Origin of the sequence: Oceanospirillum sediminis, assembly GCF_014164585.1 — a bacterium.
Classification (GTDB): domain Bacteria; phylum Pseudomonadota; class Gammaproteobacteria; order Pseudomonadales; family Halomonadaceae; genus Oceanospirillum; species Oceanospirillum sediminis.
In genome coordinates this window covers 19,460-43,890 of record NZ_JACJFM010000034.1, presented here as the reverse complement: position 1 = coordinate 43,890, position 24,431 = coordinate 19,460, and the positions used below count along the sequence as shown (strand labels likewise).

The 24,431-nt window shown below is 44.8% G+C and carries 22 protein-coding genes; 10 read left to right on the top strand and 12 right to left on the bottom strand.

The features are described 5' to 3' along the window. Positions 1-2: 2 nt before the first annotated feature. Positions 3-938, bottom strand: coding sequence for a LysR family transcriptional regulator (locus H4O21_RS19295; RefSeq protein ID WP_182810526.1), 936 nt, complete (start codon positions 936-938; stop codon positions 3-5). A gap of 172 nt (positions 939-1,110) precedes the next feature. Between H4O21_RS19295 and H4O21_RS19290 the strand changes: the two genes are divergently transcribed. The 3 genes from H4O21_RS19290 (at position 1,111) to H4O21_RS19280 (ending at position 3,537) form a co-directional block, all read left to right on the top strand. Next, the gene (locus tag H4O21_RS19290; protein WP_182810525.1) at positions 1,111-2,214 is read left to right on the top strand and encodes an alkene reductase; all 1,104 of its coding nucleotides are present in this window, start codon (positions 1,111-1,113) and stop codon (positions 2,212-2,214) included. A 293-nt stretch (positions 2,215-2,507) separates the two neighbouring features. Then, on the top strand, positions 2,508-3,032 hold the full coding sequence (locus H4O21_RS19285; RefSeq protein WP_182810524.1) for a P-loop NTPase family protein: 525 nt from the start codon (positions 2,508-2,510) through the stop codon (positions 3,030-3,032). Positions 3,033-3,252: 220 nt separating this feature from the next. Then, the gene (locus H4O21_RS19280; protein ID WP_182810523.1) at positions 3,253-3,537 is read left to right on the top strand and encodes a hypothetical protein; all 285 of its coding nucleotides are present in this window, start codon (positions 3,253-3,255) and stop codon (positions 3,535-3,537) included. 669 nt (positions 3,538-4,206) lie between these two features. Here the strand turns inward: H4O21_RS19280 and H4O21_RS19275 are convergent. Beyond that, complete coding sequence (locus tag H4O21_RS19275) at positions 4,207-5,220, bottom strand: DNA-binding protein (protein WP_182810522.1); 1,014 nt, start codon at positions 5,218-5,220, stop codon at positions 4,207-4,209. Between the two features lie 460 nt (positions 5,221-5,680). On the opposite strand from H4O21_RS19275, the gene H4O21_RS19270 reads away from it, so the two are divergent. The 3 genes from H4O21_RS19270 (at position 5,681) to H4O21_RS19260 (ending at position 8,742) form a co-directional block, all read left to right on the top strand. Then, positions 5,681-6,973: a tyrosine-type recombinase/integrase gene (locus H4O21_RS19270; protein ID WP_182810521.1), complete on the top strand. Its 1,293-nt coding sequence runs from the start codon at positions 5,681-5,683 to the stop codon at positions 6,971-6,973. Next, complete coding sequence (locus H4O21_RS19265) at positions 6,970-8,148, top strand: M20 aminoacylase family protein (RefSeq protein ID WP_182810520.1); 1,179 nt, start codon at positions 6,970-6,972, stop codon at positions 8,146-8,148. The genes H4O21_RS19270 and H4O21_RS19265 overlap by 4 nt, the downstream gene beginning before the upstream one ends. 183 nt (positions 8,149-8,331) lie before the next feature. After that, positions 8,332-8,742, top strand: a complete 411-nt coding sequence (locus H4O21_RS19260) for a SufE family protein (RefSeq protein WP_182810519.1) — start codon at positions 8,332-8,334, stop codon at positions 8,740-8,742. A gap of 335 nt (positions 8,743-9,077) precedes the next feature. On the opposite strand, the gene H4O21_RS19255 is transcribed toward H4O21_RS19260, so the two are convergent. Both H4O21_RS19255 and H4O21_RS19250 read right to left on the bottom strand, forming a co-directional pair. Next, complete coding sequence (locus H4O21_RS19255) at positions 9,078-9,884, bottom strand: substrate-binding periplasmic protein (RefSeq protein WP_182810518.1); 807 nt, start codon at positions 9,882-9,884, stop codon at positions 9,078-9,080. A 404-nt stretch (positions 9,885-10,288) separates the two neighbouring features. Then, positions 10,289-10,645 (bottom strand): STAS domain-containing protein, encoded by a 357-nt coding sequence (locus H4O21_RS19250; RefSeq protein ID WP_182810517.1) that lies wholly within the window; start codon positions 10,643-10,645, stop codon positions 10,289-10,291. Positions 10,646-11,027: 382 nt separating this feature from the next. Between H4O21_RS19250 and H4O21_RS19245 the strand changes: the two genes are divergently transcribed. Beyond that, the gene (locus H4O21_RS19245; RefSeq protein WP_182810516.1) at positions 11,028-12,551 is read left to right on the top strand and encodes a response regulator; all 1,524 of its coding nucleotides are present in this window, start codon (positions 11,028-11,030) and stop codon (positions 12,549-12,551) included. A gap of 93 nt (positions 12,552-12,644) precedes the next feature. Here H4O21_RS19245 and H4O21_RS19240 read toward each other — a convergent pair whose 3' ends face one another. The 5 genes from H4O21_RS19240 to H4O21_RS19220 form a co-directional block, all read right to left on the bottom strand. Next, positions 12,645-14,093: a trypsin-like serine protease gene (locus H4O21_RS19240; protein WP_182810515.1), complete on the bottom strand. Its 1,449-nt coding sequence runs from the start codon at positions 14,091-14,093 to the stop codon at positions 12,645-12,647. A 182-nt stretch (positions 14,094-14,275) separates the two neighbouring features. Continuing rightward, positions 14,276-15,976 carry a class I SAM-dependent methyltransferase gene (locus tag H4O21_RS19235; protein WP_182810514.1) on the bottom strand — a complete coding sequence of 567 codons (1,701 nt, stop codon included), beginning with the start codon at positions 15,974-15,976 and terminating at the stop codon, positions 14,276-14,278. Between the two features lie 238 nt (positions 15,977-16,214). After that, positions 16,215-16,526 (bottom strand): hypothetical protein, encoded by a 312-nt coding sequence (locus tag H4O21_RS19230; protein WP_182810513.1) that lies wholly within the window; start codon positions 16,524-16,526, stop codon positions 16,215-16,217. Positions 16,527-16,755: 229 nt separating this feature from the next. Then, positions 16,756-17,031: a hypothetical protein gene (locus H4O21_RS19225; protein WP_182810512.1), complete on the bottom strand. Its 276-nt coding sequence runs from the start codon at positions 17,029-17,031 to the stop codon at positions 16,756-16,758. Further along, a complete protein-coding gene (locus H4O21_RS19220; RefSeq protein ID WP_182810511.1) occupies positions 17,028-17,336 on the bottom strand; it encodes a hypothetical protein in 309 nt (102 codons plus the stop codon). Before H4O21_RS19220 ends, H4O21_RS19225 begins: the two co-directional genes overlap by 4 nt. 229 nt (positions 17,337-17,565) lie before the next feature. On the opposite strand from H4O21_RS19220, the gene H4O21_RS19215 reads away from it, so the two are divergent. The 3 genes from H4O21_RS19215 to H4O21_RS19205 are packed head-to-tail and all read left to right on the top strand — an operon-like array spanning position 17,566 to position 20,667. Then, positions 17,566-18,576 carry an Rpn family recombination-promoting nuclease/putative transposase gene (locus tag H4O21_RS19215; RefSeq protein ID WP_220495751.1) on the top strand — a complete coding sequence of 337 codons (1,011 nt, stop codon included), beginning with the start codon at positions 17,566-17,568 and terminating at the stop codon, positions 18,574-18,576. 51 nt (positions 18,577-18,627) lie between these two features. Continuing rightward, on the top strand, positions 18,628-19,617 hold the full coding sequence (locus H4O21_RS19210) for an Rpn family recombination-promoting nuclease/putative transposase (protein WP_220495750.1): 990 nt from the start codon (positions 18,628-18,630) through the stop codon (positions 19,615-19,617). A gap of 51 nt (positions 19,618-19,668) precedes the next feature. Then, positions 19,669-20,667, top strand: a complete 999-nt coding sequence (locus H4O21_RS19205; protein ID WP_220495749.1) for an Rpn family recombination-promoting nuclease/putative transposase — start codon at positions 19,669-19,671, stop codon at positions 20,665-20,667. A gap of 312 nt (positions 20,668-20,979) precedes the next feature. On the opposite strand, the gene H4O21_RS19200 is transcribed toward H4O21_RS19205, so the two are convergent. The 3 genes from H4O21_RS19200 to H4O21_RS19190 all read right to left on the bottom strand — a co-directional run bounded on the left by H4O21_RS19200 (position 20,980) and on the right by H4O21_RS19190 (position 24,352). Continuing rightward, complete coding sequence (locus tag H4O21_RS19200) at positions 20,980-21,687, bottom strand: glutamine amidotransferase-related protein (protein WP_182810510.1); 708 nt, start codon at positions 21,685-21,687, stop codon at positions 20,980-20,982. A 20-nt stretch (positions 21,688-21,707) separates the two neighbouring features. Further along, positions 21,708-22,877, bottom strand: coding sequence for an iron-containing alcohol dehydrogenase (locus H4O21_RS19195; protein WP_182810509.1), 1,170 nt, complete (start codon positions 22,875-22,877; stop codon positions 21,708-21,710). A gap of 83 nt (positions 22,878-22,960) precedes the next feature. After that, positions 22,961-24,352, bottom strand: coding sequence for an aldehyde dehydrogenase family protein (locus tag H4O21_RS19190; protein ID WP_182810508.1), 1,392 nt, complete (start codon positions 24,350-24,352; stop codon positions 22,961-22,963). Positions 24,353-24,431: the final 79 nt, after the last annotated feature.

The window sequence follows — 24,431 nt, the reverse complement described above, 5'->3', positions numbered from 1 at the left end:
GATCATGGAAGTAGCCGCGACTCTGAATGATTCATCTCCTGACTTTGTTCGAAGTACTGGAATTTTTTCACAAGAAAATCAACCAATAGTCTGATCCTGCCAGGTTGCAATTGTTTCTGAACATAGATCAGTTGCAGAGGTGCGTTCAGGCTGCTCCATTCCGGTAAAACCCGGATTAGTTTTTTTGTCTGAATATCCTGGCAGACATCCGTCCATGACTTCAAAGCAATACCAGCGCCTTGCAAAGCCCATAAACGAATCAGATTGCCGTCGTCTGATTGCAGAGAGTTTCTGATAGCCACTTTTCTTTTACCATGCTCCGGGTGTTGCAGTTGCCAGTGTTGATTAAAGCTGCTTTTAGCAGAAATGGTCAGGCATTGATGATTAATCAATTCATCCGGTGTGGTGGGGATGCCATGGTGTTGCAGATAATCTGCTGACGCACAAAGCACCCTTTGATTATGCAGTAACAAGCGACTGATAAGAGAAGAGTCTGATAATTGTCCATAGCGAATGGCTAAATCAATACTGTCATCGATCAGATCTACAGGCCGGTCACTTACTGACAGATGCAGGCGAATATCAGGGTATTGCTGATGAAACTCCATAATCCATAGGGCTATCAGGCTGCGTCCCAGATCTGATGGAATACTGAGGCGAATATCACCTTTAGGCGTATTTTGCTGTTCCTGAATATAAAGTCTGGCTTCATCCAGTTGCTCCAGTGCCGGAGCAATCATCGACAGGTATTCTTCACCAGCCGAGGTCAGACTAAGAGAACGTGTTGATCGTTCAAGCAGACGTACGCCCAGATTTTTTTCCAGGCGTTTAATGGCTGCAGAGGCCGCAGCAGGGCTGAGTCCAAGCACACGGCCACCTGCGGAAATAGATCCCCGGTGGGCACTTTCGACAAAAAGTGTTAGTAATTCATGTTGCATATTGTGTCTGTTTTGTCTGCGTTGCCATTCTCTTATATATGGCAACAGTCTATCTGTAACCAATCTATATTCAAATTTAATTTGAATCTGATTGAATACTCAGGCTAATTATCAAAATTCTACAATAAAAAGATAATGATGTGGTCAACGACTTAACTGAAGAGGCTTTGTCATGTCATTACCTGACTTATTTACAAACTACACACTGGCAGAGAAAACCCTGAAAAACAGAATAGTGTTACCTCCCATGACCCGGTCGAGAACCGATCAACCCGGTGATATTCCCGGAACACTGATGAAAGAATATTACCGGCAGCGTTCAGGAGCAGGGTTATTGATTACTGAAGCCACTCAGATCTCTCAGCAAGGTAAGGGTTATGCCGCTACACCAGGAATTTATACTCAGGAGCAAATTCAGGGCTGGCGAAATATTACCGATGCCGTTCATGAAGAGAATAGCGTGATTTATGTCCAGTTATGGCATGTCGGGCGAGTCTCTGCTGCGCGTTTTCAACCCGATTTGCAAGCTCCGGTAGCACCTTCAGCCGTAGTGGCCAAAGATACTTGGGTTTATGATCGAACCGCATCGGGCGTAGTTGAAAAGATTCCGGCAGAGCAACCACGGGCACTGACAGAGTCCGACATAAAACAGATTATTCTGGATTACCGGCAAGCCGCGTTAAATGCTGTTGAAGCAGGTTTCGATGGTGTAGAAATACATGCTGCTAATGGCTACTTACTGGATCAATTTTTCAGAACCGGGAGTAATCAACGCAATGATCAGTGGGGAGGTAATCTGACTAATCGAAGCCGTTTATTAAGAGATATTTTGCTGGCTGTGTCTGAAGTAATCCCTCCAGGGAAGATTGGCGTACGTATTTCTCCCTTTAATGATCTGAAAGATATGCAGGATGACGATCCACTGATGACATTCAGTTATATCATTTCTGTGTTGCAGGAGTTGGGAATTGGTTATCTGCATCTGGCCGAGGCCGATTGGGATAATGCACCAGAATACAGTGACAATTTCCGAGCCCTGGTCAGACAGCTGTATAAAGGGACGATTATCTGTGCCGGTGGTTATGATGGTAAAAAAACCGAGCATGTGTTGATGAATCATTATGCTGATCTGATTGGTTTCGGCCGAGCATTTATTGCCAACCCGGATTTACCTGAAAGAATGAAGCAGGGGTATCCGATAAACACTTTTGACGCAGAGACCCTGTTTTCCTCAGATAAAACCGGGTATACCGATTATCCGGTATACCCGGAATAAATATTCTGTGGGCAGGAAGCAGGAAGCAGGAAGCAGGAAGCAGGAAGCAGGAAGCAGGAAGCGTATTGTTGCTGTTAACATGTTTTATACAATTCTTCATTGACATAAAATGCTCTATCCTTCACTGTAATCTGATGAATATGAATCCTGCACATCAGAACCAGATCGTACGAATTATCATCATTCCTTAGGAATGGTGGGATTTCTGATGTTTATAATCTGATCAAACCCGCCGACAGGCGGGTTTTTTCGTTTCCGCCTCCCGGGTTTTAGTTTCCATTCATGGAGGTAATATGAAAAAAGTGGCTGTATTCGGCAAGCCTGGCAGTGGTAAATCTACTCTGAGTAAAAAACTGGCAGCGGTTTCCGGTATACCTTTGCATCAATTAGACTCGATTGTATTTAAGGCAAACGGTGAGCGAGTTGAGCGGGAGGTATATGACCAGGCGCATGATGAAATACTGATGTCCGATCATTGGATCATAGATGGTTTTGGCCCAATCGGTTCTTTTTACAAGCGGTTAAACGCTGCTGATACCCTGATCTATATTGATCTGCCATATTCAACCAGCTATTGGCTAGTGACCAAAAGATTGGTGAAGGGCTTATTTGTAAAACCAGAAGGCTGGCCGGATGGTAGCTCTGTCATAAAAGGCAGTATCGAAAGCTATAAAACCTTAAAGCTTTGCCCTCAATTCTGGAATGATGATTTCTCTGAAAAATTACAAGAGTTGTCAGCAGGGAAAGAGCTACATGTTATCCGCTCTGTTGCCGAGCTGAATAATTTTGTCTTATCCAGAAAAAGCGATCTATCATAACAGCATATGGCATGCGGGTAGGGGACTTGTTTTCTCTGTACTAATCCAGGCTTGATCTGGCAGTTACCGGTTTTTCAGGACGGTGTCTGTCAGATCCGATTCAGTTTATAAAACTCTTCAGTTACGAAGAGTTAATACCGAAACAGCATTGTGCCAATATACTCGCTCAGATGTATTAGCTCAGATATATCTGGTGATTTACTGTAAGGATACTCTCAAAATGAAAAAGCCGCTGCTTGGCATTCTGATCTCGGTCATTTTTGCCATGGCCCCATTATTACTGACTGCACTGGCTACTTTGATAGCAGACGCGAACGGCTGCAGGCTTCATGAAGGTTTTACATATCCCTGTGAGGTTTCAGGATATGATATTGGTGAACTACTGCACCGCCTGGGGATTCTTTTCTGGTTTGCTTTTTTTACTATACCAGTAGGAGCGTTGGCTTGTGTGGGTTGTATTATATGGCTGGCGGTTATTTTCTTCAGACAAAAAAAGAACAAGTAAAACTTCAGGCCACAATCGGGGTGGAATAAGGCATTCAATATATTGCCCGTTTATGAACCAGAGCCGATGGTTATCAATTTCCCGCACAGAATCAGGTTAGGTCTGGATTAGTACCTTGAAAACTACCGATACAGCTGAGCCAATAAATAAAATAAGCTAATATGCGCAGTTTAAGGTAATTTTTTCATTGAAAGCCTCTATTTTCGAGAGCTTAAGCATCATTCGACACTTTTTTCCCTGGCGGCAGGCAAATAACCCTGCTGAATGGTCTTCAGGATAGCCTTTTGGCCGGTCTTTTCTGATCAAAAAACAACCAGCTTGCTGTCTCTATGTAAAATCTGCAGAGCTACCACCCTGATAAATTCTCAGATTTAAATGTCAGCGCTATCTCTTGATATTTAAAGTTCTTATTTTATAGGGTTTTAATGAATTTTAATTATATTTTCTAAGATTTTGACTGATTTTTTTGAAATCAATACTCTTGTATCTGATATTTTAAAGCCTCTCAAGGGCATGCTTTATCCTGTTTATGGTTGCTATTCGCTCTGCAGGCTGGACAAGTATCCTGAAAACTATCGATCGGGCATCAACAAGCATTTCAGTTTCAGATGACACTTTATATCCAGCCTGCATTTTCTCAAAGGGGCTGACTCTGTATTTTAAATCGTTTTAATTATCCGATTTTGTTTGCCAGTTTACTGACCACAGCCAGTGGGGTTTCTGCTGTATATCCGTTAATTGATGCTGCATCAGTTGTAACTGATTATCCAGCGTTCCGGTTAGTTCTTGCTGAGCTGTCATTTGATTCTGCAGCTGTGTTTCCAGTTCGGATACAGATTCAGTCAGGTTTTTACCATTTTTCTCTATAGCTGTATTTATATACAGTTCTTGATCTTGCTTTAACTGTTGCAGTTGTTTTTCCAGTTTATCGCCAAATCCTGCCAGTTTTTGCTGGATATCTTTGGTTGAACTCAGCAGATCGGTGAGTTGCTTGTTTTTCTGTCGTTCGCTATCTAACTGAGATAACCAGTGTTGCTCGCTTTGCTCAGAGCGCTTTCTCTCTTCAGAGAGTTGTTGCTGGAATCCTTTGCTGATTTCTGCAACAGCATCTTTTTGTTCATCCAGAGCTTGTTGTAATTCAGATTCTTTTTCCAGATGAGCATCCTGCTGCTCTTTGGCTGTTTTCTTAACGGCTTCCAGTTGCTTTCCGGCTAACTCAACTTCTTCTGTTAATGCCTGATTCTGCTCCTGCAGTTGTCCGGTCAGGCGTTCTGATTCTGAGATGCGATTTTGCAGTTCAGTATTTTTATCTTCCAGCCAGCTATTTTTCTTCTCGGTTTCTAATGCTGACTCCAGCGCTTTTTGTTTTTCTTCCAGAGCAGACTTCACTTCCTGGTCGATTTTTTCTTTGTACTGTTCCAGTTCTTTATTGGCTTCTTCCCGGGCTTGTTGCCAGAGACTTTGCATCATTCCACTCAATGTTTCCGGAGCAGGGGTGCCCGTGGCGGCAACCGGTTTTTCCTGCCTTTCGCCACGCCAGCGTTTCAGATGTTCCGAGATTGTAGTAAAGCTGCCGGTCCCCAGTTTTTCTCGCAGACCTGCGATAGTTGGGTTCAGCCCTTCCGCCAGCATCTCGTCGATCGCCAGCTTCACCTCGTCATAACTAATGCCACTTCTCGCCATTTTCAGCTTGTCCCACTTATTACAGGTTTAGGATATTACGTCGTTTATTATATTACATAAAACGTAATACGTTAAATAAAATATCGTAAGATGTAATAATTCACGGTAACGGATATAACCATGAATTTTTGAAATTACAGTGTTACACTATAGGCCAAGATAGCCCTCTATGCAGGAAACAAGCTCTGTAAGCTTCAAAATCAGTCTGAGAGATAGGAAAAGAGGCAAAAAGCGAGGTAATAGGGTTTTAAAATGTCAGTCAGCGACATCCATCGTTCAATAAAAGCGGCTTATTTCTAATAAAATATAGTTATTAAGCTGCTATTTTCTTAAAAAATAAAAATATTGAAAAAATGAAGTATCGCTGAGATTAAAATCTGAAACCTGATCAGGGTAATACCCCTGAATATTTCACACAGAGACGCCTGGTTGATCGTTTTTTGATCAGCAGAGTACCGCTATGACGGACCATCAGTTGCAGAATAATGCCAATAAAGGCCTGAAAAGTCACTTTTTAAGAGGATTGAGCGCTATGAGCTCCGGAAGGGACCTGGTTTTACCGGAAAATGAAGCTCCGCAACAAGAATTAAGCTCAGAAATCAGTATTGCGGATCTTCGCCCAATAGAATACATGCCCGCGATTATTCAGGATCTGCCCGAACAGCTCTCCGGTCGCTGGGGTGTTAATCGTCTGGATCATGAACCTCAGATTCGGGCGGATAATGATCTTGAAGCCGTTCAATCCTGGTTGATGGAATTTCAGAATTCAGATGAAACATTCCGCAGTTACCGAAGGGAAGCGGAGCGCTTGTTACTCTGGTGCTGGCATCAGCAAGGCAAAGCCTTATCTGATCTGAATCGTCAGGATATTGCGGATTATCAGAATTTTATCAAAGATCCGCAACCCGCCAGTTTCTGGTGTGGTGGCAGGGCTCCAAGGCATTCCGAAAAATGGAAGCCTTTCCAGAAAGGTTTAAGTCAGGCAAGCCAGAAGCAGACACTGACCATTCTTAAAGGCTTATTCAATTATCTGAGAGATGCTGATTATCTGAGAGGAAATCCTCTGGCTCTGATTAAAGCCGTCAAAAAAGAAAGCACCCCTCAAAAAACGGAACGCTATCTGGAGCTGGAAGATATACAGTTACTATTCAATCAGTTACCAGAAGGTTATGATGATCAGCGTAGCCATGATGAATGGATGAGACAGCATACTTTGCTGTATTTTCTCTATTATCTGGCCCCTCGTGCTAGTGAAGTCGCTCAATGCCGGATGAATGACTTTTTTCAGAGGCGAGGGCGCTGGTGGTGGCGGGTACTGGGTAAAGGGAAAAAATATGCAGAGGTTCCTGTGCCAGATCCTTTAATGGAGAAAGTCACAGAATATCGCAGACACCTGGGGTTATCAGCCTTGCCGGAAGCGGATGATGATTCTCCTTTTATTCGTTCGGTAAAAGGTAAGCGCGGTATCAGTCCGAATATGGTTTACCGACTTAGTAAAAAAATGCTACAGGATGCCGCAGAAAAAGTGGCAAACGAAAACCCGGAACAGGCCTGGCGCTTACGAACAGCATCCACTCACTGGTTTCGACATACGGCCATTACTCACCTGGCCGATCAGGGAGTGGATCTCCGACTGGTCAGTAAAACGGCCAGACATAGTAAGCTTGAAACAACAGCGATTTATTTCCACGCTGAAGATGAAGCCTGGCATGATGCTGTTAATCAAAGATCGACAAAGGATACAGACAGATGAGCCAAACTGCAGAACAATTTATAGCGAATCAATCGGAGCGTCATCTGGAAATGATTGGTTGGCGAAGACAAATTCATGCTCATCCTGAGCTGGCATTTATGGAGAAAATGACATCAGACCTGGTAGCCAATAAGCTGGAAGAATGGGGGATTCCTTTTACCAGAAACTGGGCCGAAACCGGAGTTGTTGGAAAAATCAAAGGCAACAAAGGTTCTGGACCCGTTATTGCCTTAAGGGCGGACATGGATGCATTAGCACTGGATGAGCAGAATTGCTTTGAGCATAAATCAAAGCATCCGGGAAAAATGCATGCTTGTGGCCATGACGGTCACACCACTATGTTATTGGGAGCCGCACGTTACCTGGCTGAAAACCCGAATTTTGCCGGTGAAGTGGTACTGTTATTCCAGCCAGCGGAAGAAGGGGAAGGCGGGGCCAGGGAAATGGTCGAACAGGGCGTTTTTAAAGAATATCCTGTTGATTATGTTTACGGTCTGCACAACTGGCCCGGCCTGAATGCTGGCGAAGTTGCTGTTCATGATGGCCCGGTAATGGCTGGAATGGATACCTTTGAAATCGAAATTACAGGCGAAGGTACGCACGGCGCCATGCCTCATATGGGGGTTGATCCAATGATCGCCGCGGCCCATATGATTACGGCATTTCAGAGTATCATCAGCCGGAACCTGAGTCCGCTGGAATCTGGTGTTGTTAGTGTCACGCAGATGGATGCCGGAACTATGGCTACCATCATTCCGGATAAAGTGACATTAAAAGGTACAACCAGAGCATTGGACAATGATACCCATCAGTACCTTCATGATCGTATGACTGCCATTGTTGAGCATATATCTGCCTCCTTTGAAGTAAAAGGAAATATCCGTTTTTCAGGTCGCTATCCGGCAACCGTCAATGATGAAAAAGCGACAAAAATAATGGAAACTGTCGCTAAAAGCATGCTTGGAGGCGGTAAAGTACACAATAAACTTCCACCCAGTATGGGCGCGGAAGACTTCTCATTTTTCCTGACCGAAGTACCAGGTTGTTATTTCTGGCTGGGGAATGGCTCAACGGAAGGCAGCTGTACTTTACATAGCCCGCACTATGATTTTAATGATGATATTCTGGCTGTCGGTGCCAGCTTATGGATTAACCTGGTATATCAGCACGCCTGAAAAAGTGCGCCGTTTCAGGTACCGGCTGCTGAAAATATAGCGGGCCTTTGTTAACTAACCACTGGTATTGAGAGAATCAAAGCAGGCTGTGATTATAAGTTTGCTTTGCAAAGCGCAGGTCAGAAAAGTAATGACCTGCTATAATTGCCTGAAGTTTAAACATTTTTTGGAGCGTATCTTGTTATGTCTATTGAAAATGCTCAGCAGGAACTGGTAGAAGAGTTTGATTTTTTCGATGACTGGATGGACAAATATCAGTACATCATCGACCTGGGTAAGCAACTGCCAGAGTTTCCTGAAGAGTGGAAAACAGACGAAAATAAGATTAATGGTTGTCAGTCTCAGGTCTGGATTCACCATGAATTTGCCGACGGTGAACTGAAACTGAATGCGATCAGTGATGCTGCAATTGTGTCGGGCCTGATTGCTCTGCTGATGAAAATTTACAATCAGCGTACTCCAGCTGAGATCCTGACCACTCAGCCAACTTTCCTGGCAGATCTGGGGTTGGATAAGCACCTGAGTCCGACTCGTAGCAATGGTTTACATGCCATGCTGAAGCGTATTTCTGAGTTAGCGGTTAAATATTCTTAATCTGCTTAACGTTGCCTGATTAATATTTTCATCAGATCAGCTGAGTTAACTATAAGCTTGTTCTGGAAACCAGTTTTCTGCTGGTTTCCTTTATTTTCCCCTGTTTTATCTGCATAATGGCTACATTTCAAGCCTATTCAATCTCTATAAAGTCTGATGATACCAGCTGATAAAACAGACATAGCCTTACAGCCAGACTGAGTAAACTCTTTACACCAGTTATGCCAATCATGGTCAGAAAGAGCGTGAAAATTATGCCATCAAAGGGGTAGCGGCTATCTGCAATAACTATTTCTACTGAATTATATTCAGATAATTTAAGGAAAAAATATTTCTTAAATATCAGGGAAATATTTCAGCATCACTGTTTTAATTTTGCCCTGGGACTCCAGATGTTCATACGCGGTTTTAAATTTAAAAACCAGCTTGTCATCCGTTTCTGCCCCAAAACCAAACCACCTTACCGTTTCTTCTGTCAGGTCAGCGTATTTAGTGATATCAGAGAACCTGATTTCATGGCCATGATTTTGTTTATTAAATAGCCTGATGGAGTGATAGAAAACACCCACATCATCTACAACAAACTGAACACGTCCCTTATTCAGAAGCCTTATGGCATGTATGGGGGTATCTGTTTCAATGATTTTTTTAAAACCCTGGCGTTCAAGATTTTTAACATATGCTGCGCCTCTTAAACCGGCAATAACATGCTCTTTAAGGCTATCTGAATTTCCGTCATATTTTGCTATCTTATTCGATGAGGCCAGTTTAAACAGGCTGATCTGCCGCGGGCCTGCACTTCCCAGCCAATGAAACTTGTTCTCGCGCTCTTTACTTCTGGAAAAAGGATACAAAAGAGTATTCTTTTTGCTTTCAGCACTCAGGAAAGCGCGTTTCCAGGGTAAATATATGACCTCATAATTCTGATAGTTGATTTCATTAAGTACCAGATTCAGTATATCCGTTGCCATTCCAGAAGGTTCGCCATTCTCTAAGTAGGAAAATGGAGGGTAGTGGTGAGTTAAAATAGTCAGCTTTTCCTGATCAGACTCAGCAAAACTAACAGGACTGATGCCCATCAGTATGTAAAGTAAGAACCATGTCCATGAACGATTTTGCTTTAGAGATGGAATAACTGTCATGATGAAATCCATAATTCTTAGAACAAAGGTACTTGAACAAAAGCATTCTGCTATACGCCAGCAGCTTGCCGGATAATACGGCAAAATTGTTAGATAAAGCTTTTGTTCAAAGGCTTAGTTGTCAGGATAGCATAAGCGCCATCTGATGCTTATTTTACGTTGAATTCCTTAGCAGAAACGGTTTCTCCTTTCGCTCAACAAAAACCTGAACACTCCTTGCTCTATGTAACAGCGGGGTTACTGCTCGTCGATATACAATGGCTGTAGATTAAAGAGGTATTAATCATTAGTAATGCATAATGCGAGTTAATAAAAGCCCATATATTATGCTGTTCTGAACTATTACAGATATACAAGGGCCTTCTTAGCTCAATAATCAACAGTCAGAATATGAACACACCCTATCAGCAGGGTTGTTCAGCAGAATCCACTGAAGTCTGAATACAACTATAAACGTCGTTATAAACCGGAATAGCGCGATTTATTCTTAATAGTGTCGTCAGCTCTTTTGGCTGGCCATTTAATCCTGCCAGGATCAGCTTACGATTTTGTTCTCTCAAGCGTTTGAACAGAAACACAAGAGCACCAATACCGGATGAATCCATAAAGGTCACTTTACTCAGGTCACAGAGGATGTGTTGCTGGAATTTTTCAGGAATACGTTCCATTTTGTCTTTGTTTTCAGCAATCGTCACGCAATCCAGTTCACCGGAAATTTCCAGGACTTCAAATTCATTCAGTGTGTAATGTGATTGATACATGGTCATTCTCCTTGAGGAATAAATCTCTTACCAGTACATATACACTTAACGTGCCAGATAATTTTATTACTATTTTTCAATGAGTTATTGGATTATTGATAGCTTTCGGCGCTGTTTCTTATTTATTTTTTTGCAATTTGCTAATCCAGTCAGGCAAATTGCATGATCTGAATTCTGAAAGTGCAAAAAACGGAACCATAAACTAAGAGCAGAGGAAGCCCACTGCAGAGTCATTTCACCTGACCGATATACAAATAGCCTCACGATACCGTTTATGCTGATATAACTGGCTTCTTCACCAGCCTTCAGACTTGACAGGTTTCCCTCTGGCATCAATTCTGCTTACTCTTTATTAACGCCAGAGATAATGGAGGGCTGCATCATGAACAGAATCTTTTCTCTTTCTTTTACCTTTAAGCCGGAACTGCCCAGAGTCGCAAGAAGATCAGTGGAGAATGTTCTGATGCACAGCCCGTTATCACTGAGTCAGAGAAATAAAGTTGCACTGGCAGTTTCTGAATTAACGGCCAATATGATCCGTCACAGCAATCCTAAGCCCGAGAAGGTTGATATAGAGTGCAGCTGGTGTGATCAGCATTTTAATCTGAAGTTACGGGATAATGGCTCTGTTTATACTGCCAGCCACCCCCTGGATACTCTGGAATCTCTGCTTGAATCTGAGCCTGATTGCAGTGGCTACGGGATGGCTTTGCTGGAAAATCAGTTTGATTATTTCAATCATAGCCTGACACCAGCAGGCTGGAATCAATGGTTGTTGCGGCTGTATCTGGAACAGCTGCAAACCAGATACCGGATTCTGATTGTCGATGACGACGCCATTCAACTGCAAATGCTGCAGATGTACCTTGATCCCCACGAATCCATCACATTTTCCTCTGCTATTGAAGCTGTCGACTGGCTGAAGCATGAACAACCTGACCTGATTATATCTGACATCTGTATGCCGGATATGGATGGCCTGCGCTTCAGGGAAAGAATCCGCGAGTTTAAACACCTTCAGTTAACGCCCTTTATTTTTATCACCGGAGATAGTGACGAGGGACTGGCCCGACAAGCCACAGATAATGACATTGATGATTTTGTGCTGAAGCCAGTGACCAAAAGTCAGGTTAGTCATATCACTGAACGGGTTATGCAAAGAAGCCAGGGTCTGCTTAGCAGGGCCAGGGCGATGATCGATCAGGAGCTGCGTCATCATCTGCGAAAGATACCTTCTGAAGAGATTATTCCGGGTTACAGGGTACAAACGTTATCACGCAGTGCCACACTGGGAGGAGGGGATTACTGGTTGTTTGAGGCTTCAGAAAAGTCAGTAAGTCATCTGGTTCTGGGGGACGTAATGGGACATGATATCTCATCCTGCTTTATGGCCGGAAGGCAACAGGGCGTTATACAAACACTGTTTGAAACGACAACAAACAGTCACTCATCGTTATCTCAGAGTCAGGCATTTTTGACCGGATTCAGTCATTGGCTGGACAAGCGACACCCGGATATCCTGACCACATTGCAACTGTTCTCGTTTAGTCATGACAGCATCCTGTTTCAGAATGCGGGGGCCATTCCCCCCTGGATCATTCATACCGATGGCACGTGCGCCTCTGTACCTCACACGGGTCCCTTACCGGGTATGGGAGGGATGACAACGGATCAGCCTTTTGAAATAGTACTGAACCCCGGAGAACAGTTGCTGATTTTCTCTGATGGCCTGATCGAAGTGGATAGCCGCAGTCATATCCAGACCGAACGCATAATCAATTTACTGGAGATGATCCGGGATATGAGCCTGGAGAATTCAGGCTCACTGATCGATGGTTTGCAAGAAGCGGTTAATTGCTATCCGGTGAATGATGATATCAGTATCATCCTTATCAAAAAGCAATAGAACCTACAACAGGTTTCGATAAATTAGAAAGATGTCAGTGCGTGAGAGAAAGCAGCATTACCACTTCCCAGTAAAGAACAATCGGGACAGATATTATCCCCACGGGTCTATTGCACTTAGGAATGACCAATCATCTACCCCCGTCAGCCGGAGATCTGGTGAGTCAATTGTATGAGACATTTGTTTCTTTGCATGATCATCAGGCCTGGATATATTTTGCTGGAAACTATTGGCCGAAAAAGTGGTTACGGAGCCATCAGAGTTGACATTGGCTGAGCCACCTTCACTCGTGCCGGAGGTGGGTACATCTACACCTAATACATCCGAAACAAAGCTGGCAAAGCTTTTATCGACACCTTCCGTTCCGCTAAGCGGATCACCGCCCAGTCTATAAGACATATCGCTGGCTCCCAGTATCGTCACAACAGCATCATTGCTTAGTGTCAACAAGAGGGCATCAGAGGCGACAGTTGAACTACTGATACTTAAACCTCCGGCAAACTGGAGACTATTACTGCCTTGAGTATCTGTGATAGTAATTTGCGCGTTATTATCTATCAGGTTTGTGGAGAATATGTAAACGTCATCTCCTTTCCCTTTGCTGATAAAGCCTCGCTGTACCAGGTAAGTATCATTGTTCTCGAAATCACCTGTCGTATTATCTGTGGTATTAGTGGTGTTGCTGTCTGGAGAAGTACCGGCAATATCATCAATCCAGTCAGCAAAGTAAGACACCCGCGTATCATGAGAGACTTCGCCAAAAGAAGAGTTGATACCTGTAATGGCGTCGTAACTTGCTCCCAGATTATTACCACCGGTAACAATGCCTGCAATCTGTAACTGGCCATCGACGGTGATAAAGTTAGGCCCACCGCTATCACCGCCCGTAGAAGTCACTTCTAAAGCACCTAATCCTGTGTCAACTTTGCCAATCAGCCCTCCCAAAGCATCCCGTTTCTGAGTACCATTATCAAAATCGTAAAATAGCATGGAGCCATCAGGAGTATCTCCGAACGAAAAGTTAAAATCTTCATCCAGAGCTTCATAGGTATTCATACCGGTGCGTTTGATTAAGCCCAGTTCCGGATCATAATCCCATACCCCGGTATTGCCTGTTCCTTTTATGCCATAACCCACCAGGCGGAAATCACTATCAATCTCTGAGTTACCCCGATAAATCTCATAACCGGTTGTCGGTGCATCTTCAGCCAGCTCAATAATGGCAATGTCGTAGCCCCAGTCTTCGTTCCAATTGGAATGAATATGGACCTGGCTTGCCGAGAGCGTCTGACGGCCTGAGGTAAGATCGAAAGAAATGGCTATATCAGACAGCTTCATATCATCAACAACATGAGCTGCCGTTAAAATATGGCGCCCGGTACTCAGTAATGCCCCTGTTCCCGTATAATAACCATCTTCAATTTGCACCACTCCATCATATTGCCCTCCGGGGCTAACAATGTAGTCGGCGTCATTTGGATTTGATGACGGTACGGCCACTTTAGGAGTGTAAGTTACAGTAGCCGTGTCATGAATCTTCATTGTATTTTCCTTATTGCTCCAGGGCGGCCATTGCCATGAAAGAGCAAACAATATCTGTTAGAGCTTTGCTGGATATCTGCACTGAGAATCCTGAATTATGACTTTCGATAAAAAGTATTATTCACAGAATACAGAGATATTAAATAGCATATTAATCGCGGCTATAGACCTGGTCAGCAAGATTACTCCCAGTCCTGCAATTGCTGAAAATCCTTAATACGATCCCGTTGAAGAAGAACGGCCTGGAATACATCATCAAAACTGTCGTTTTGCGACGATAAAGAGGGCAAGGCAAGGTTTGCCTGAGTAAAAAATTCTCGACGTTCTTTATCCCAGGCCTGTTCCCACCAATGGATAATTTCCTCTTTAGAATCTGTTAGCTTTTTATTGGTTGGTAGTCTGTCTGATTTCTGGAAGTTTATTTTGTCTTTTACTGGCAGCAGATTCCACAAGTCATTATTTGGCCAACGCGCAAAAGGAAAGGTGTGATCAACAGCCATTTCTTTTTCGATCAATTTCTTAGCGGACCAACAGCACAGCATATCATTATCAACTGCTAACTCTTTAAATCGTTTACGTACCTGATCGGTCTTATGCACTGGATCATCCCACTGCAGAGCAGATAAGTAGCACAGCTTGTTAAACTTTTTTTCCTTATTAAGTTTGTAGCTGCTCATAATGCTTGCCCATTCATTGATCAGTACAGGCTCAATCCAGATGCTATAACGAAATAACGAGTCCCAAATTGCTCTTGGCACATAGAAGCTTCCGAAAGATTGGAAAAATGCCATATCCAGACAAATTGTATCGTCTGGCCTGGATTGTCTCTGCAGATCTACAAAAAACACCCGTTCTTTACTATTGGGAAGGGAGATATGCTTCACAGGCATATCTCGTATTGTTCTCGAAATGTCTTTTAACGCCTGAAACAGATAATCCGCTTTTTCTTCCTGGGTAAAAACAGCACCGATAGAAATATCCATCAAAGACATATCTGTTAATTGCCCCCAACCTTCGGGTTTAACGAACCCCAGCCCTATGCGACCATTATTACTTTGCTGCATGCCATAGGTATCAAGCAGTGGCTTATAAAGTTTCAGCCAATATAGTGCTACCAGCCCTAAGGGCAAAACAACATAATCATCATCCTGATCACAAACGGCTCCGGGATGGCCTTCTGCAATCCGAAGTAAGGAGCGGAGCAATGCTATTTTATAGGTTGATGACTTACTGTCATTAACGATGATGTTGCGAATTAACGGGAAGGAGCCTTTACCATCATCTGGAAATGTGAAGGCAACGGTATCCCATGAAACATCTTGCCTACCTAATTGATCCTGCTGTTTTTGCTCTGTCAGGACTTCAAATAATAAGCCGAATTTTCGGGCATATTGCGATAGTTCCGCAACGGAGGTTTCGTAAGCTGACCGGCCATCTGAAAAGTTACCATAACGCAACGTAAAAATAGCTTTACCACCTGGTTTTAGCAGGTTTGATATTTTTCTGAAAGCCCTTTCTCGATTCGATAGAGGAATGTGCATCCATACGGCACTAAGTAAAATCAGATCGAACTTAATATGCAGTGAAAAGACTTTGCTCAGTTCTGGGAGCTGATCATTTATCCAGTGAATATTGAAAGGCAAGCTATTATTTCTGGCAATATTAAGAAGTGCTTTTGATGGCTCTACAGCAACAACTTTTAAGCCTTTTTCAGCTAAAAAACGAGCATCACGGCCTGAACCTGCACCAATATCCAGAACAACACCATCATCAGGGAGCATTGATAACCAGCTATGATGGACAGCTTTAAAATCCAAGGCATCGTATTGTTTCGAGAAAATTTCAGCATTATCTGAATAAAATTTAATGTCGTCCTGATCCATTATTCATTTTTCCCGAAAACGGCTACTCAGTTGGTAACTCTATGTATTGCGGGAAATTATAGCAGGATAAAGGCATTTGAGTTTAGCCTGAATATTGTAAATAACGACAGTAATCATCTGTTGAAGGATTCAGAGCACCTATAAGACACTCTGAGTCCATTCTGGCTGGTTGTGCTCTTTAAGCTTTTTGCGCCATCATAATCCGTTAGTTTTCAGGATAGCTGTCCAATAACCTGGTTCAGCCATTCAGTTGTGACGTATTGGTATAATTCAAAAAATCCTGAAAACTGCCCTGCATTTCCACGATAGGTGGAGCATGGCAAAGCTCAGATGAAGTTCGCACCCAGCTGAGTTGTAGTAGGGTATACAGGTTTTCTTCATGCGGGTGCCAGCACAGTAATCGGCCGCTGGTCACCAGATCCTCATGAGCAATAATCCGAAGTGACTGGCCATACAAGACATGATTTTTTCCTATGGCCTGGTCTAACTTATCGCTCAGTAACCAAACGCTTATTTCACTGGTTTTATACCAGCCTCTGGGCAACATCATACAATCCCTCGTTAACTGACACCGCATAACAAAACGATAAGACTCGACCCGTTCAATACCGTCAAATCAATCTGTTTTGTTCAAATCGGTGGTTTTAATATCAATCCGATAGCGACGTATCTCACCGGGAGTGCCGTATTTCCTCCACAGAATACGGCACCGGTGACGTCTCTACCGGCAAAGCATTTAAATCACTCAATACCCTGCCATTCAGAAACAGGGTTGAGTTTTAATCGCCAGTTTTCAGATCTTTATCCACCATTTTTTGGATCAGTGTCAGCTCATCCATCAGGTCAGAGATAAAATAGCCTGCACCATAAGACGCATCTTTCTGATGTAAAGAGGACTCATTTTTAAAGGCTATATGTTCCAGTGCAGTCATCACAAACGCGCTGCGATGCCGGAAACATTCAAAGGCCTGACTGAGCTGGTACATATCCAGTGGATCGACACCTTCTTTTTTCTCTCCGTCTTTAATGTCAGAGATATTGTTACTCTGGCTCATAGCGCAAATCTCCCTATTGTCCCGCGTGATAAATCTGAAAAGGGCAGGTTCAGCCGCTGCTTCGACAGACGAACGACCTGTTCAGAGATACGAGAAAATATTTCAGACGTTAAAACATTCCGGAAGACAGTATTCCGGTAGTGAAAAAACGACAGAAAGTGAAGATTAAAGCCCGTGGAAGAGAGAAAATTAAGGGCGTAAAAAACCCTGGCGCCGCAAATGCGATTACAGGCCGTAAGATCATGAAAATAAAGAAATTTTTCTTTAGCCGAGCGAAGCTCTGGCGTAATATTGTTCGAAGCCATAATTGATATCCTACTTATCAGTGATGGTTAGCTGCCTCTGGGTGGGTCTCAAGCACTCAGGGGTAGCGACTTTGTTTAAGATTTAAATGCCTTTCAGATAGACACCTCCTGTTTCTGGTTAATTAGCAAGTATTGAAACATTAGTAAGCGGTTTAAAGCAATCGTTAACTGGTGCGTATTCCGGGTTGTCGGGTTTGTCTTTTTCCTGTCGTGGATGAGCAGCAGATTATTGAGTCTGTTACCTGTGTGGAAACCCCTGTCGCTTTTGTTATCCCTTGCGGCTGTTCTGGCGAAGCAGGATAATCAGTGCAAATCGCTAGTTAATGGCCTGACAATGAAAGATAAGTACATCAACCTGTTTACCGATTTTGGCTTTAAGAAAGCTTTTGGTGAAGAGGCCAGCAAGGAACATCTGATCAGTTTTCTGAATACTCTGTTGCCCGAACGTCATCAGATTCAGGAGCTGCAGTTCAGCGCTAACGAGCATCAGGGTGCAACAGCGCTGGATCGTAAAGCGATTTTTGATCTGAACTGCGTCAGTTCGACCGGTGAGTTTTTTGTGGTTGAGCTGCAAAAAGCAAAACAGAACTTTTTTAAAGACCGTAGTGTGTTTTATGCCACCTTTCCTATCCAGCAACAGGCCCAGCGGGGTGAATGGAACTTTAAACTGTCTGCTGTTTATACCATCGGCATTCTGGACTTTGTGTTTGATGATGAAGATAGCAGCACCCGTCAGGATGTGGTTCATCAGGTTCAGTTAAAGAATCAGTGCAATCAGGTCTTTTATGACAAGCTGACGTTTATTTATCTTACTCTGCCAAATTTTGCTAAATCGGAAGATGAGCTGGAAACCCTACAGGACAAATGGTTCTTTCTGTTTCGGCACCTGCATGAACTGGATGATATTCCGCCGCGTTTGCGTGAGAGAGTTTTTTTAAGTCTGTTTGAAAAAGCCAGTATTGCCCGTTTCCAGCCTGAAGAACGCCAGGCGTATGAATCCAGTCTTAAATATTATCGTGATCTGAAAAATGTCATTGATACCGCCAGAGAAGAGGGCATTGAGGAAGGGATTGAGGTTGGTCTGGAACAAGGGCGAGAGCAAGGTTATCAGCAGGCAAAAGCGGAGGCCGTGGTAAAAATGCTCGGTCGGGGTATGACTGTGGAGGATATATCGGAACTTCTGGGACTCACTGTTGAACAGGTCCGGTATATTCAGGCAGACCATAAAATCAGTCAGTAGCGTTCTGACTTAACAGGTTTTGTGGCTAGGTTCCACTTCTGGCTTGTACGATTGAGCAATTCTCTTGCGGCTGTTCTGGCGAAGCAGGATAATCAGTGCAAATCGCTAGTTAATGGCCTGACAATGAAAGATAAGTACATCAACCTGTTTACCGATTTTGGCTTTAAGAAAGCTTTTGGTGAAGAGGCCAGCAAGGAGCATCTGATCAGCTTTCTGAATACTCTGTTGCCCGAACGTCATCAGATTCAGGAGCTGCAGTTCAGCGCTAACGAGCATCAGGGTGCAACAGCGCTGGATCGTAAAGCGATTTTTGATCTGAACTGTGTCAGTTCGACCGGTGAGTTTTTTGTGGTTGAGCTGCAAAAAGCAAAACAGAACTTTTTCAAAGATCGCAGTGTATTTTATGCCACCTTTCCTATCCAGCAACAGGCCCAGCGGGGTGAATGGAACTTTAAACTGTCTGCTGTTTATACCATCGGCATTCTGGACTTTGTGTTTGATGATGAAGATAGCAGCACCCGTCAGGATGTGGTTCATCAGGTTCAGTTAAAGAATCAGTGCAATCAGGTCTTTTATGACAAACTGACGTTTATTTATCTTACCCTGCCTAACTTTGCCAAGTCGGAAAATGAGCTGGAAACCCTACAGGATAAATGGTTCTTTCTGTTTCGGCACCTGCATGAACTGGATGATATTCCGCCGCGCTTGCGTGAGCGAGTTTTTTTAAGCCTGTTTGAAAAAGCCAGTATTGCTCGTTTCCAGCCTGAAGAACGTCAGGCGTATGAATCCAGCCTTAAATATTATCGTGACCTGAAAAATGTCATTGATACCGCCAGAGAAGAGGGCGTTGAGGAAGGGATTGAGGTTGGTCGGGAACAAGGGCGAGAAGAGGGACGAGAACAAGGCTATCAGCAGGCAAAAGCGGAGGCCGTGGTAAAAATGCTCGGTCGGGGTATGACTGTGGAGGATATATCGGAACTTCTGGGACTCACTGTTGAACAGGTCCGGTATATTCAGGCAGACCATAAAGCCAGTCAGTAGCGTTCTGACTTAACAGGTTTTGTGGCTAGGTTCCACTTCTGGCTTGTACGATTGAGCAATTCTCTTGCGGCTGTTCTGGCGAAGCAGGATAATCAGTGCAAATCGCTAGTTAATGGCCTGACAATGAAAGATAAGTACATCAACCTGTTTACCGATTTTGGCTTTAAGAAAGCTTTTGGTGAAGAGGCCAGCAGGGAGCATCTGATCAGCTTTCTGAATACTTTGTTGCCTGAACGCCATCAGATTCAGGAGCTGCAGTTCAGCGCTAACGAGCATCAGGGCGCAACAGCGCTGGATCGTAAAGCGATTTTTGATCTGAACTGTGTCAGTTCGACCGGTGAGTTTTTTGTGGTTGAGCTGCAAAAAGCAAAACAGAACTTTTTTAAAGATCGCAGTGTGTTTTATGCCACCTTTCCTATCCAGCAGCAGGCCCAGCGGGGTGAATGGAACTTTAAACTGTCTGCTGTTTATACCATCGGCATTCTGGACTTTGTGTTTGATGATGAAGATAGCAGCACCCGTCAGGATGTGGTTCATCAGGTTCAGTTAAAGAATCAGTGCAATCAGGTCTTTTATGACAAACTGACGTTTATTTATCTTACCCTGCCTAACTTTGCCAAGTCGGAAGATGAGCTGGAAACCCTACAGGATAAATGGTTCTTTCTGTTTCGGCACCTGCATGAACTGGATGATATTCCGCCGCGCTTGCGTGAGCGAGTTTTTTTAAGCCTGTTTGAAAAAGCCAGTATTGCCCGTTTCCAGCCTGAAGAACGCCAGGCGTATGAATCCAGTCTTAAATATTATCGTGATCTGAAAAATGTCATTGCTACCGCCAGAGAAGAGGGCGTTGAGGAAGGGATTGAGGTTGGTCTGGAACAAGGGCGAGAAGAGGGGCGAGAAGAAGGCTATCAGCAGGCTAAAGCCGAAGCTGATAAAAGGGATATTCTGACGGTGATTAAAATGCTGGAAAGGGGCATGAACGCAGAAGAAATATCAGATATTCTGGGTTTAACAATCACGCAGGTTCAGGCTATTCAGAAAGGTTATTAGCACCGCCGTTGCAGTATCTGGATGTTAAATGGCCATTCCTATTCATAATTAGCTGCCTGCTTTCTTCAGGGATGATCACACCAAAACAGTTGAAACTCTGTTAAAAGGGCTTCTGCTCAATGATGCGTTTTTAACAGACAGCTAAAAAAACAGCCTTTGGCTTTCTGAAACCAAAGGCCGTTTTATTTCACCCTGGGCAGAGGGTGATAAGCTGTACTCTGATGGACCTGTTGACATAAATGCCATCATCAGAATACACACTTTCTGTATCCGTCAGATCTGGTCAGGCCAGATCATTCAGCAATAAATATATCACTGAGCCTGACGGATAAAATTCACAATCCAGCGGGTTGCCGTCAGATCATCCACATCTGCATTCAGGGAATTAAACGCTTCACGAACACGATTTGCGGGAATACGATCCCGACGTGTCTCTGTCAGTGCAGCAGAATAAGCCCGTGAAAACTCCGGATGCCCCTGAATGCCCAGCATGTGCTGGCCGACCTGAATCATGTACTGAGGGCAGAACTGACTTGCAGCGAGCACTTCAGCATCTTCTGGTAGCTTACAGATCTGATCCTGATGGCTCACCACCAGGTCCAGTGCTGTTTGCTCTGGCTGCATCCAGCTTTTCTGTTCTTTTACTTCGTTAAAAGAAACACCGGCCCCCCAGCCTTTGGGCGACTTTTCAACCGCACCGCCCAGCGCTTTTGCCAATAACTGATGGCCAAAGCAGATACCGACGAAAGGTTTGCCTGCTTTGTAGAGTTCTCGAACAAACTCTTCCAGCCGGTCGACCCAGGCCAGGCCATCGTTGACACCATATCGGCTACCGGTTGTGATGTAGCCGTCGCATTCATTGATATTTTCAGGATACTGACCAATGCGGACATCATAAGTCTGATAACTCAGATCATCTGCCACCTGATCCAGCAGTTGCTGAAACATCTGCGGATAGTTACCAAACTCAGGTTGCAGTTGCTCCAGTACATCGTCACATTGCAGAATGCCTATTTTCATATGTCTGCCCTCCATGGGAATCAGAGCACACCCTGTACAGCATTAGTGAAGATGTTGCTGTACTCCTGTGCTGTAAACGGAATAGGGTTTCCACCCGCACTTGGATCTTCTGTGGCCATAACACCGACTTTTTCGGCCTGACTGGCATCAATACTGATCTCTGCCAGGGTATGAGGAATGCCCAGTTCTTCACGCAGTGCCAGAACCCAGTTCAGGAAGCCATCAAAACTGCTGTCTTCCAGACCGATATAACGTGCTGTGCGTTCGATACGTTCGCTGATTACTTCTCGATTGGCTTTAAGCACGTAAGGCATCAGGATGGCATTCAGCAGACCGTGATGAGCGTCATACAATGCACCCAGAGGGTGGGCCAGAGCGTGCATACCTCCAAGGCCTTTCTGGAAAGCTGTCGCGCCCATTGCAGAGGCCACAATCATCTGCATACGGGCATCAATGTTATTGCCGTCGGCAACCGCTGTTGGCAGGTACTCTTTTACCAGGCGAATACCTTCAACGGCGATACCTTCACCCATCGGGTGATAAAAAGGTGAGCACAACGCCTCCAGGTTATGAGACAGCGCATCCATACCCGTGGCTGCCGTCACTTTAGCAGGCAGACCGGTGGTCAGTTCCGGGTCCAGAATGACCAGTGCTGGCAGCATTTTCGGATGGAAAATAATTTTCTTAACATGGTTGGCTTCGTCGGTAATCACCGAGGCACGACCCACTTCGGAACCCGTTCCTGCCGTTGTCGGCACCGCAACGATAGGGGCGACACCTGCTTCGTTGACACGGGTCCAGTTATCACCCACATCTTCAAAGTCCCACAGAGGACGATCCTGACCCACCATCAGAGCAACGGCTTTAGCCGCATCCAGACCTGAACCGCCGCCAAAGGCGATCACGCCATCATGGCTGCCTTCTTTATAGGCCGCTACGCCATCCATTACGTTGTCGCCGTTCGGATTGCCTTTAATATTGCTGAACAGACCGCAATTCAGACCGGCATCATTACAGGATTGTACGGCTTCACTCACCATAGGTAGTTCCGCCAGTCCCGGATCGGTGATCAGCAGAGGTGCCTTCATACCCAGCTGCTTACAGCAATCCGCCAGTTCACGGATACGGCCTGCACCGGCACGGATGCTGTTCGGGTAATTCCAGTTGCCTGTCAGATTTTCATAGGCCATCGGTGGTTCTCCTCAAAGGCCTGCCTCACAGGGCAGGCTCTGGTTATTCATTATTCGTTGTCAGATAAAGGGGTTTGCTGCCATCAAAGCTCAGTTTTCAGGTGGAATGACTTAGCACGGGTCAGTTGCTCGTAACCCAACGCTGACAGCGTGCAGCCACGACCGGAGTTTTTAACACCCACCCAGGCCAGCGCCGGATCCAGGTAATCACAGCGGTTAAGGAAGAAAGTACCGGTTTCAACCTGCTCTCCGATAGTCAGACCGGTCTCGATATCTTTTGTGAATACGGAAGCCGTCAGACCAAACTCTGAATCATTCATCAGCTCGATCGCTTCTTCGTCACTGCTGACTTTCTGAATACCTACAACAGGGCCAAAGCTTTCTTCCGTCATCACGCGCATGCTGTGATTCACATTGGTCAGAACCTGAGGCGCCAGGTAGGCGGTTCCTGCTTCATTCATCGGGAAGCTGGCCGGATCAATATGCGCAATAGCACCTTGTTCTACTGCTTCTGCAACCTGACCACGAACAAACTCTGCCGCAGAGGCCCGTACGACCGGCCCCAGAGTGGTTTCAGGATCATCAGAGCGGCCCAGTTGATACTGACTGACCAGGGCAACGGCTTTTTCGACAAAGGCATCATGAACAGACTCATGAACATAGATACGCTCAATACCGCAGCAGGACTGACCTGAGTTGAAGAAGGCACCATCAATGGTGGTTTCTACCGCATGATCCAGATCTGCATCGGCGCGAACGTAAGCCGGGTCCTTACCACCCAGTTCCAGACCGATACCGATAAAGCGACCGGCGGCCGCTTTTTCAACCATCTCTCCGCCAGGTACAGAACCTGTGAAGCAGATATGGTTAACTTCGGGTGCCTGAATAACACCTTCTGTATCGGCATGAGACAGGTGCAGGTACTGGAACAGACCTTCCGGCAGGCCTGCTGCTTCAAAGGCTTCTGCAATACGCTCCGCACACAGCGGGGTTTGAGCCGAGTGCTTAAGTACCACCGCATTACCGGCCATCAGTGCCGGAACAATGGCATTAACTGAGGTCAGATAAGGGTAGTTCCATGGTGCGATAACAAAAACCACACCAACCGCTTCACGCTTGATGTATCGGGTAAAACCGGATTTTTCTTCCACCTGTACCGGAGCCAGAGCGCCTTCTGCGGCGGCAATCATGTGGCGGGCGCGCTCTTCAAATCCAGCCACTTCACCGGCACCATAACGAATAGGGCGACCCATCATCCAGCACAGCTCTTCGGCAATCTGGTCCTTCTTCGCGATAAACGCATCTACCATAGCGCTACAGATACGAGCACGCTCAGCGACAGGCAGTTGACGCCAGGTTTTCTGAGCCTGTTGAGCTTTTTCCAGTGCAGATCGGATCTGTGACTGGCTGGCATAATCCCGGATGACATAAACAGAGTTGTCGATAGGGGAGATGGTGTTCAGTTGGTTACTCATGGATGTTCTCACCAGAATAAAAAGTATGTCAAAAGGTTATGCGGCAAATATAACGGTGCTTGCAGAAACGAAAGTGTCT

Excerpts from the sequence above, each read along its gene's own strand:
- H4O21_RS19295 (WP_182810526.1), bottom strand. The coding sequence starts at position 938 with ATGCAACATGAATTACTAACACTTTTTGTCGAAAGTGCCCACCGGGGA.
- H4O21_RS19290 (WP_182810525.1), top strand. The coding sequence starts at position 1,111 with ATGTCATTACCTGACTTATTTACAAACTACACACTGGCAGAGAAAACC.
- H4O21_RS19285 (WP_182810524.1), top strand. The coding sequence starts at position 2,508 with ATGAAAAAAGTGGCTGTATTCGGCAAGCCTGGCAGTGGTAAATCTACT.
- H4O21_RS19280 (WP_182810523.1), top strand. The coding sequence starts at position 3,253 with ATGAAAAAGCCGCTGCTTGGCATTCTGATCTCGGTCATTTTTGCCATG.
- H4O21_RS19275 (WP_182810522.1), bottom strand. The coding sequence starts at position 5,220 with ATGGCGAGAAGTGGCATTAGTTATGACGAGGTGAAGCTGGCGATCGAC.
- H4O21_RS19270 (WP_182810521.1), top strand. The coding sequence starts at position 5,681 with ATGACGGACCATCAGTTGCAGAATAATGCCAATAAAGGCCTGAAAAGT.
- H4O21_RS19265 (WP_182810520.1), top strand. The coding sequence starts at position 6,970 with ATGAGCCAAACTGCAGAACAATTTATAGCGAATCAATCGGAGCGTCAT.
- H4O21_RS19260 (WP_182810519.1), top strand. The coding sequence starts at position 8,332 with ATGTCTATTGAAAATGCTCAGCAGGAACTGGTAGAAGAGTTTGATTTT.
- H4O21_RS19255 (WP_182810518.1), bottom strand. The coding sequence starts at position 9,884 with ATGACAGTTATTCCATCTCTAAAGCAAAATCGTTCATGGACATGGTTC.
- H4O21_RS19250 (WP_182810517.1), bottom strand. The coding sequence starts at position 10,645 with ATGTATCAATCACATTACACACTGAATGAATTTGAAGTCCTGGAAATT.
- H4O21_RS19245 (WP_182810516.1), top strand. The coding sequence starts at position 11,028 with ATGAACAGAATCTTTTCTCTTTCTTTTACCTTTAAGCCGGAACTGCCC.
- H4O21_RS19240 (WP_182810515.1), bottom strand. The coding sequence starts at position 14,093 with ATGAAGATTCATGACACGGCTACTGTAACTTACACTCCTAAAGTGGCC.
- H4O21_RS19235 (WP_182810514.1), bottom strand. The coding sequence starts at position 15,976 with ATGGATCAGGACGACATTAAATTTTATTCAGATAATGCTGAAATTTTC.
- H4O21_RS19230 (WP_182810513.1), bottom strand. The coding sequence starts at position 16,526 with ATGATGTTGCCCAGAGGCTGGTATAAAACCAGTGAAATAAGCGTTTGG.
- H4O21_RS19225 (WP_182810512.1), bottom strand. The coding sequence starts at position 17,031 with ATGAGCCAGAGTAACAATATCTCTGACATTAAAGACGGAGAGAAAAAA.
- H4O21_RS19220 (WP_182810511.1), bottom strand. The coding sequence starts at position 17,336 with ATGGCTTCGAACAATATTACGCCAGAGCTTCGCTCGGCTAAAGAAAAA.
- H4O21_RS19200 (WP_182810510.1), bottom strand. The coding sequence starts at position 21,687 with ATGAAAATAGGCATTCTGCAATGTGACGATGTACTGGAGCAACTGCAA.
- H4O21_RS19195 (WP_182810509.1), bottom strand. The coding sequence starts at position 22,877 with ATGGCCTATGAAAATCTGACAGGCAACTGGAATTACCCGAACAGCATC.
- H4O21_RS19190 (WP_182810508.1), bottom strand. The coding sequence starts at position 24,352 with ATGAGTAACCAACTGAACACCATCTCCCCTATCGACAACTCTGTTTAT.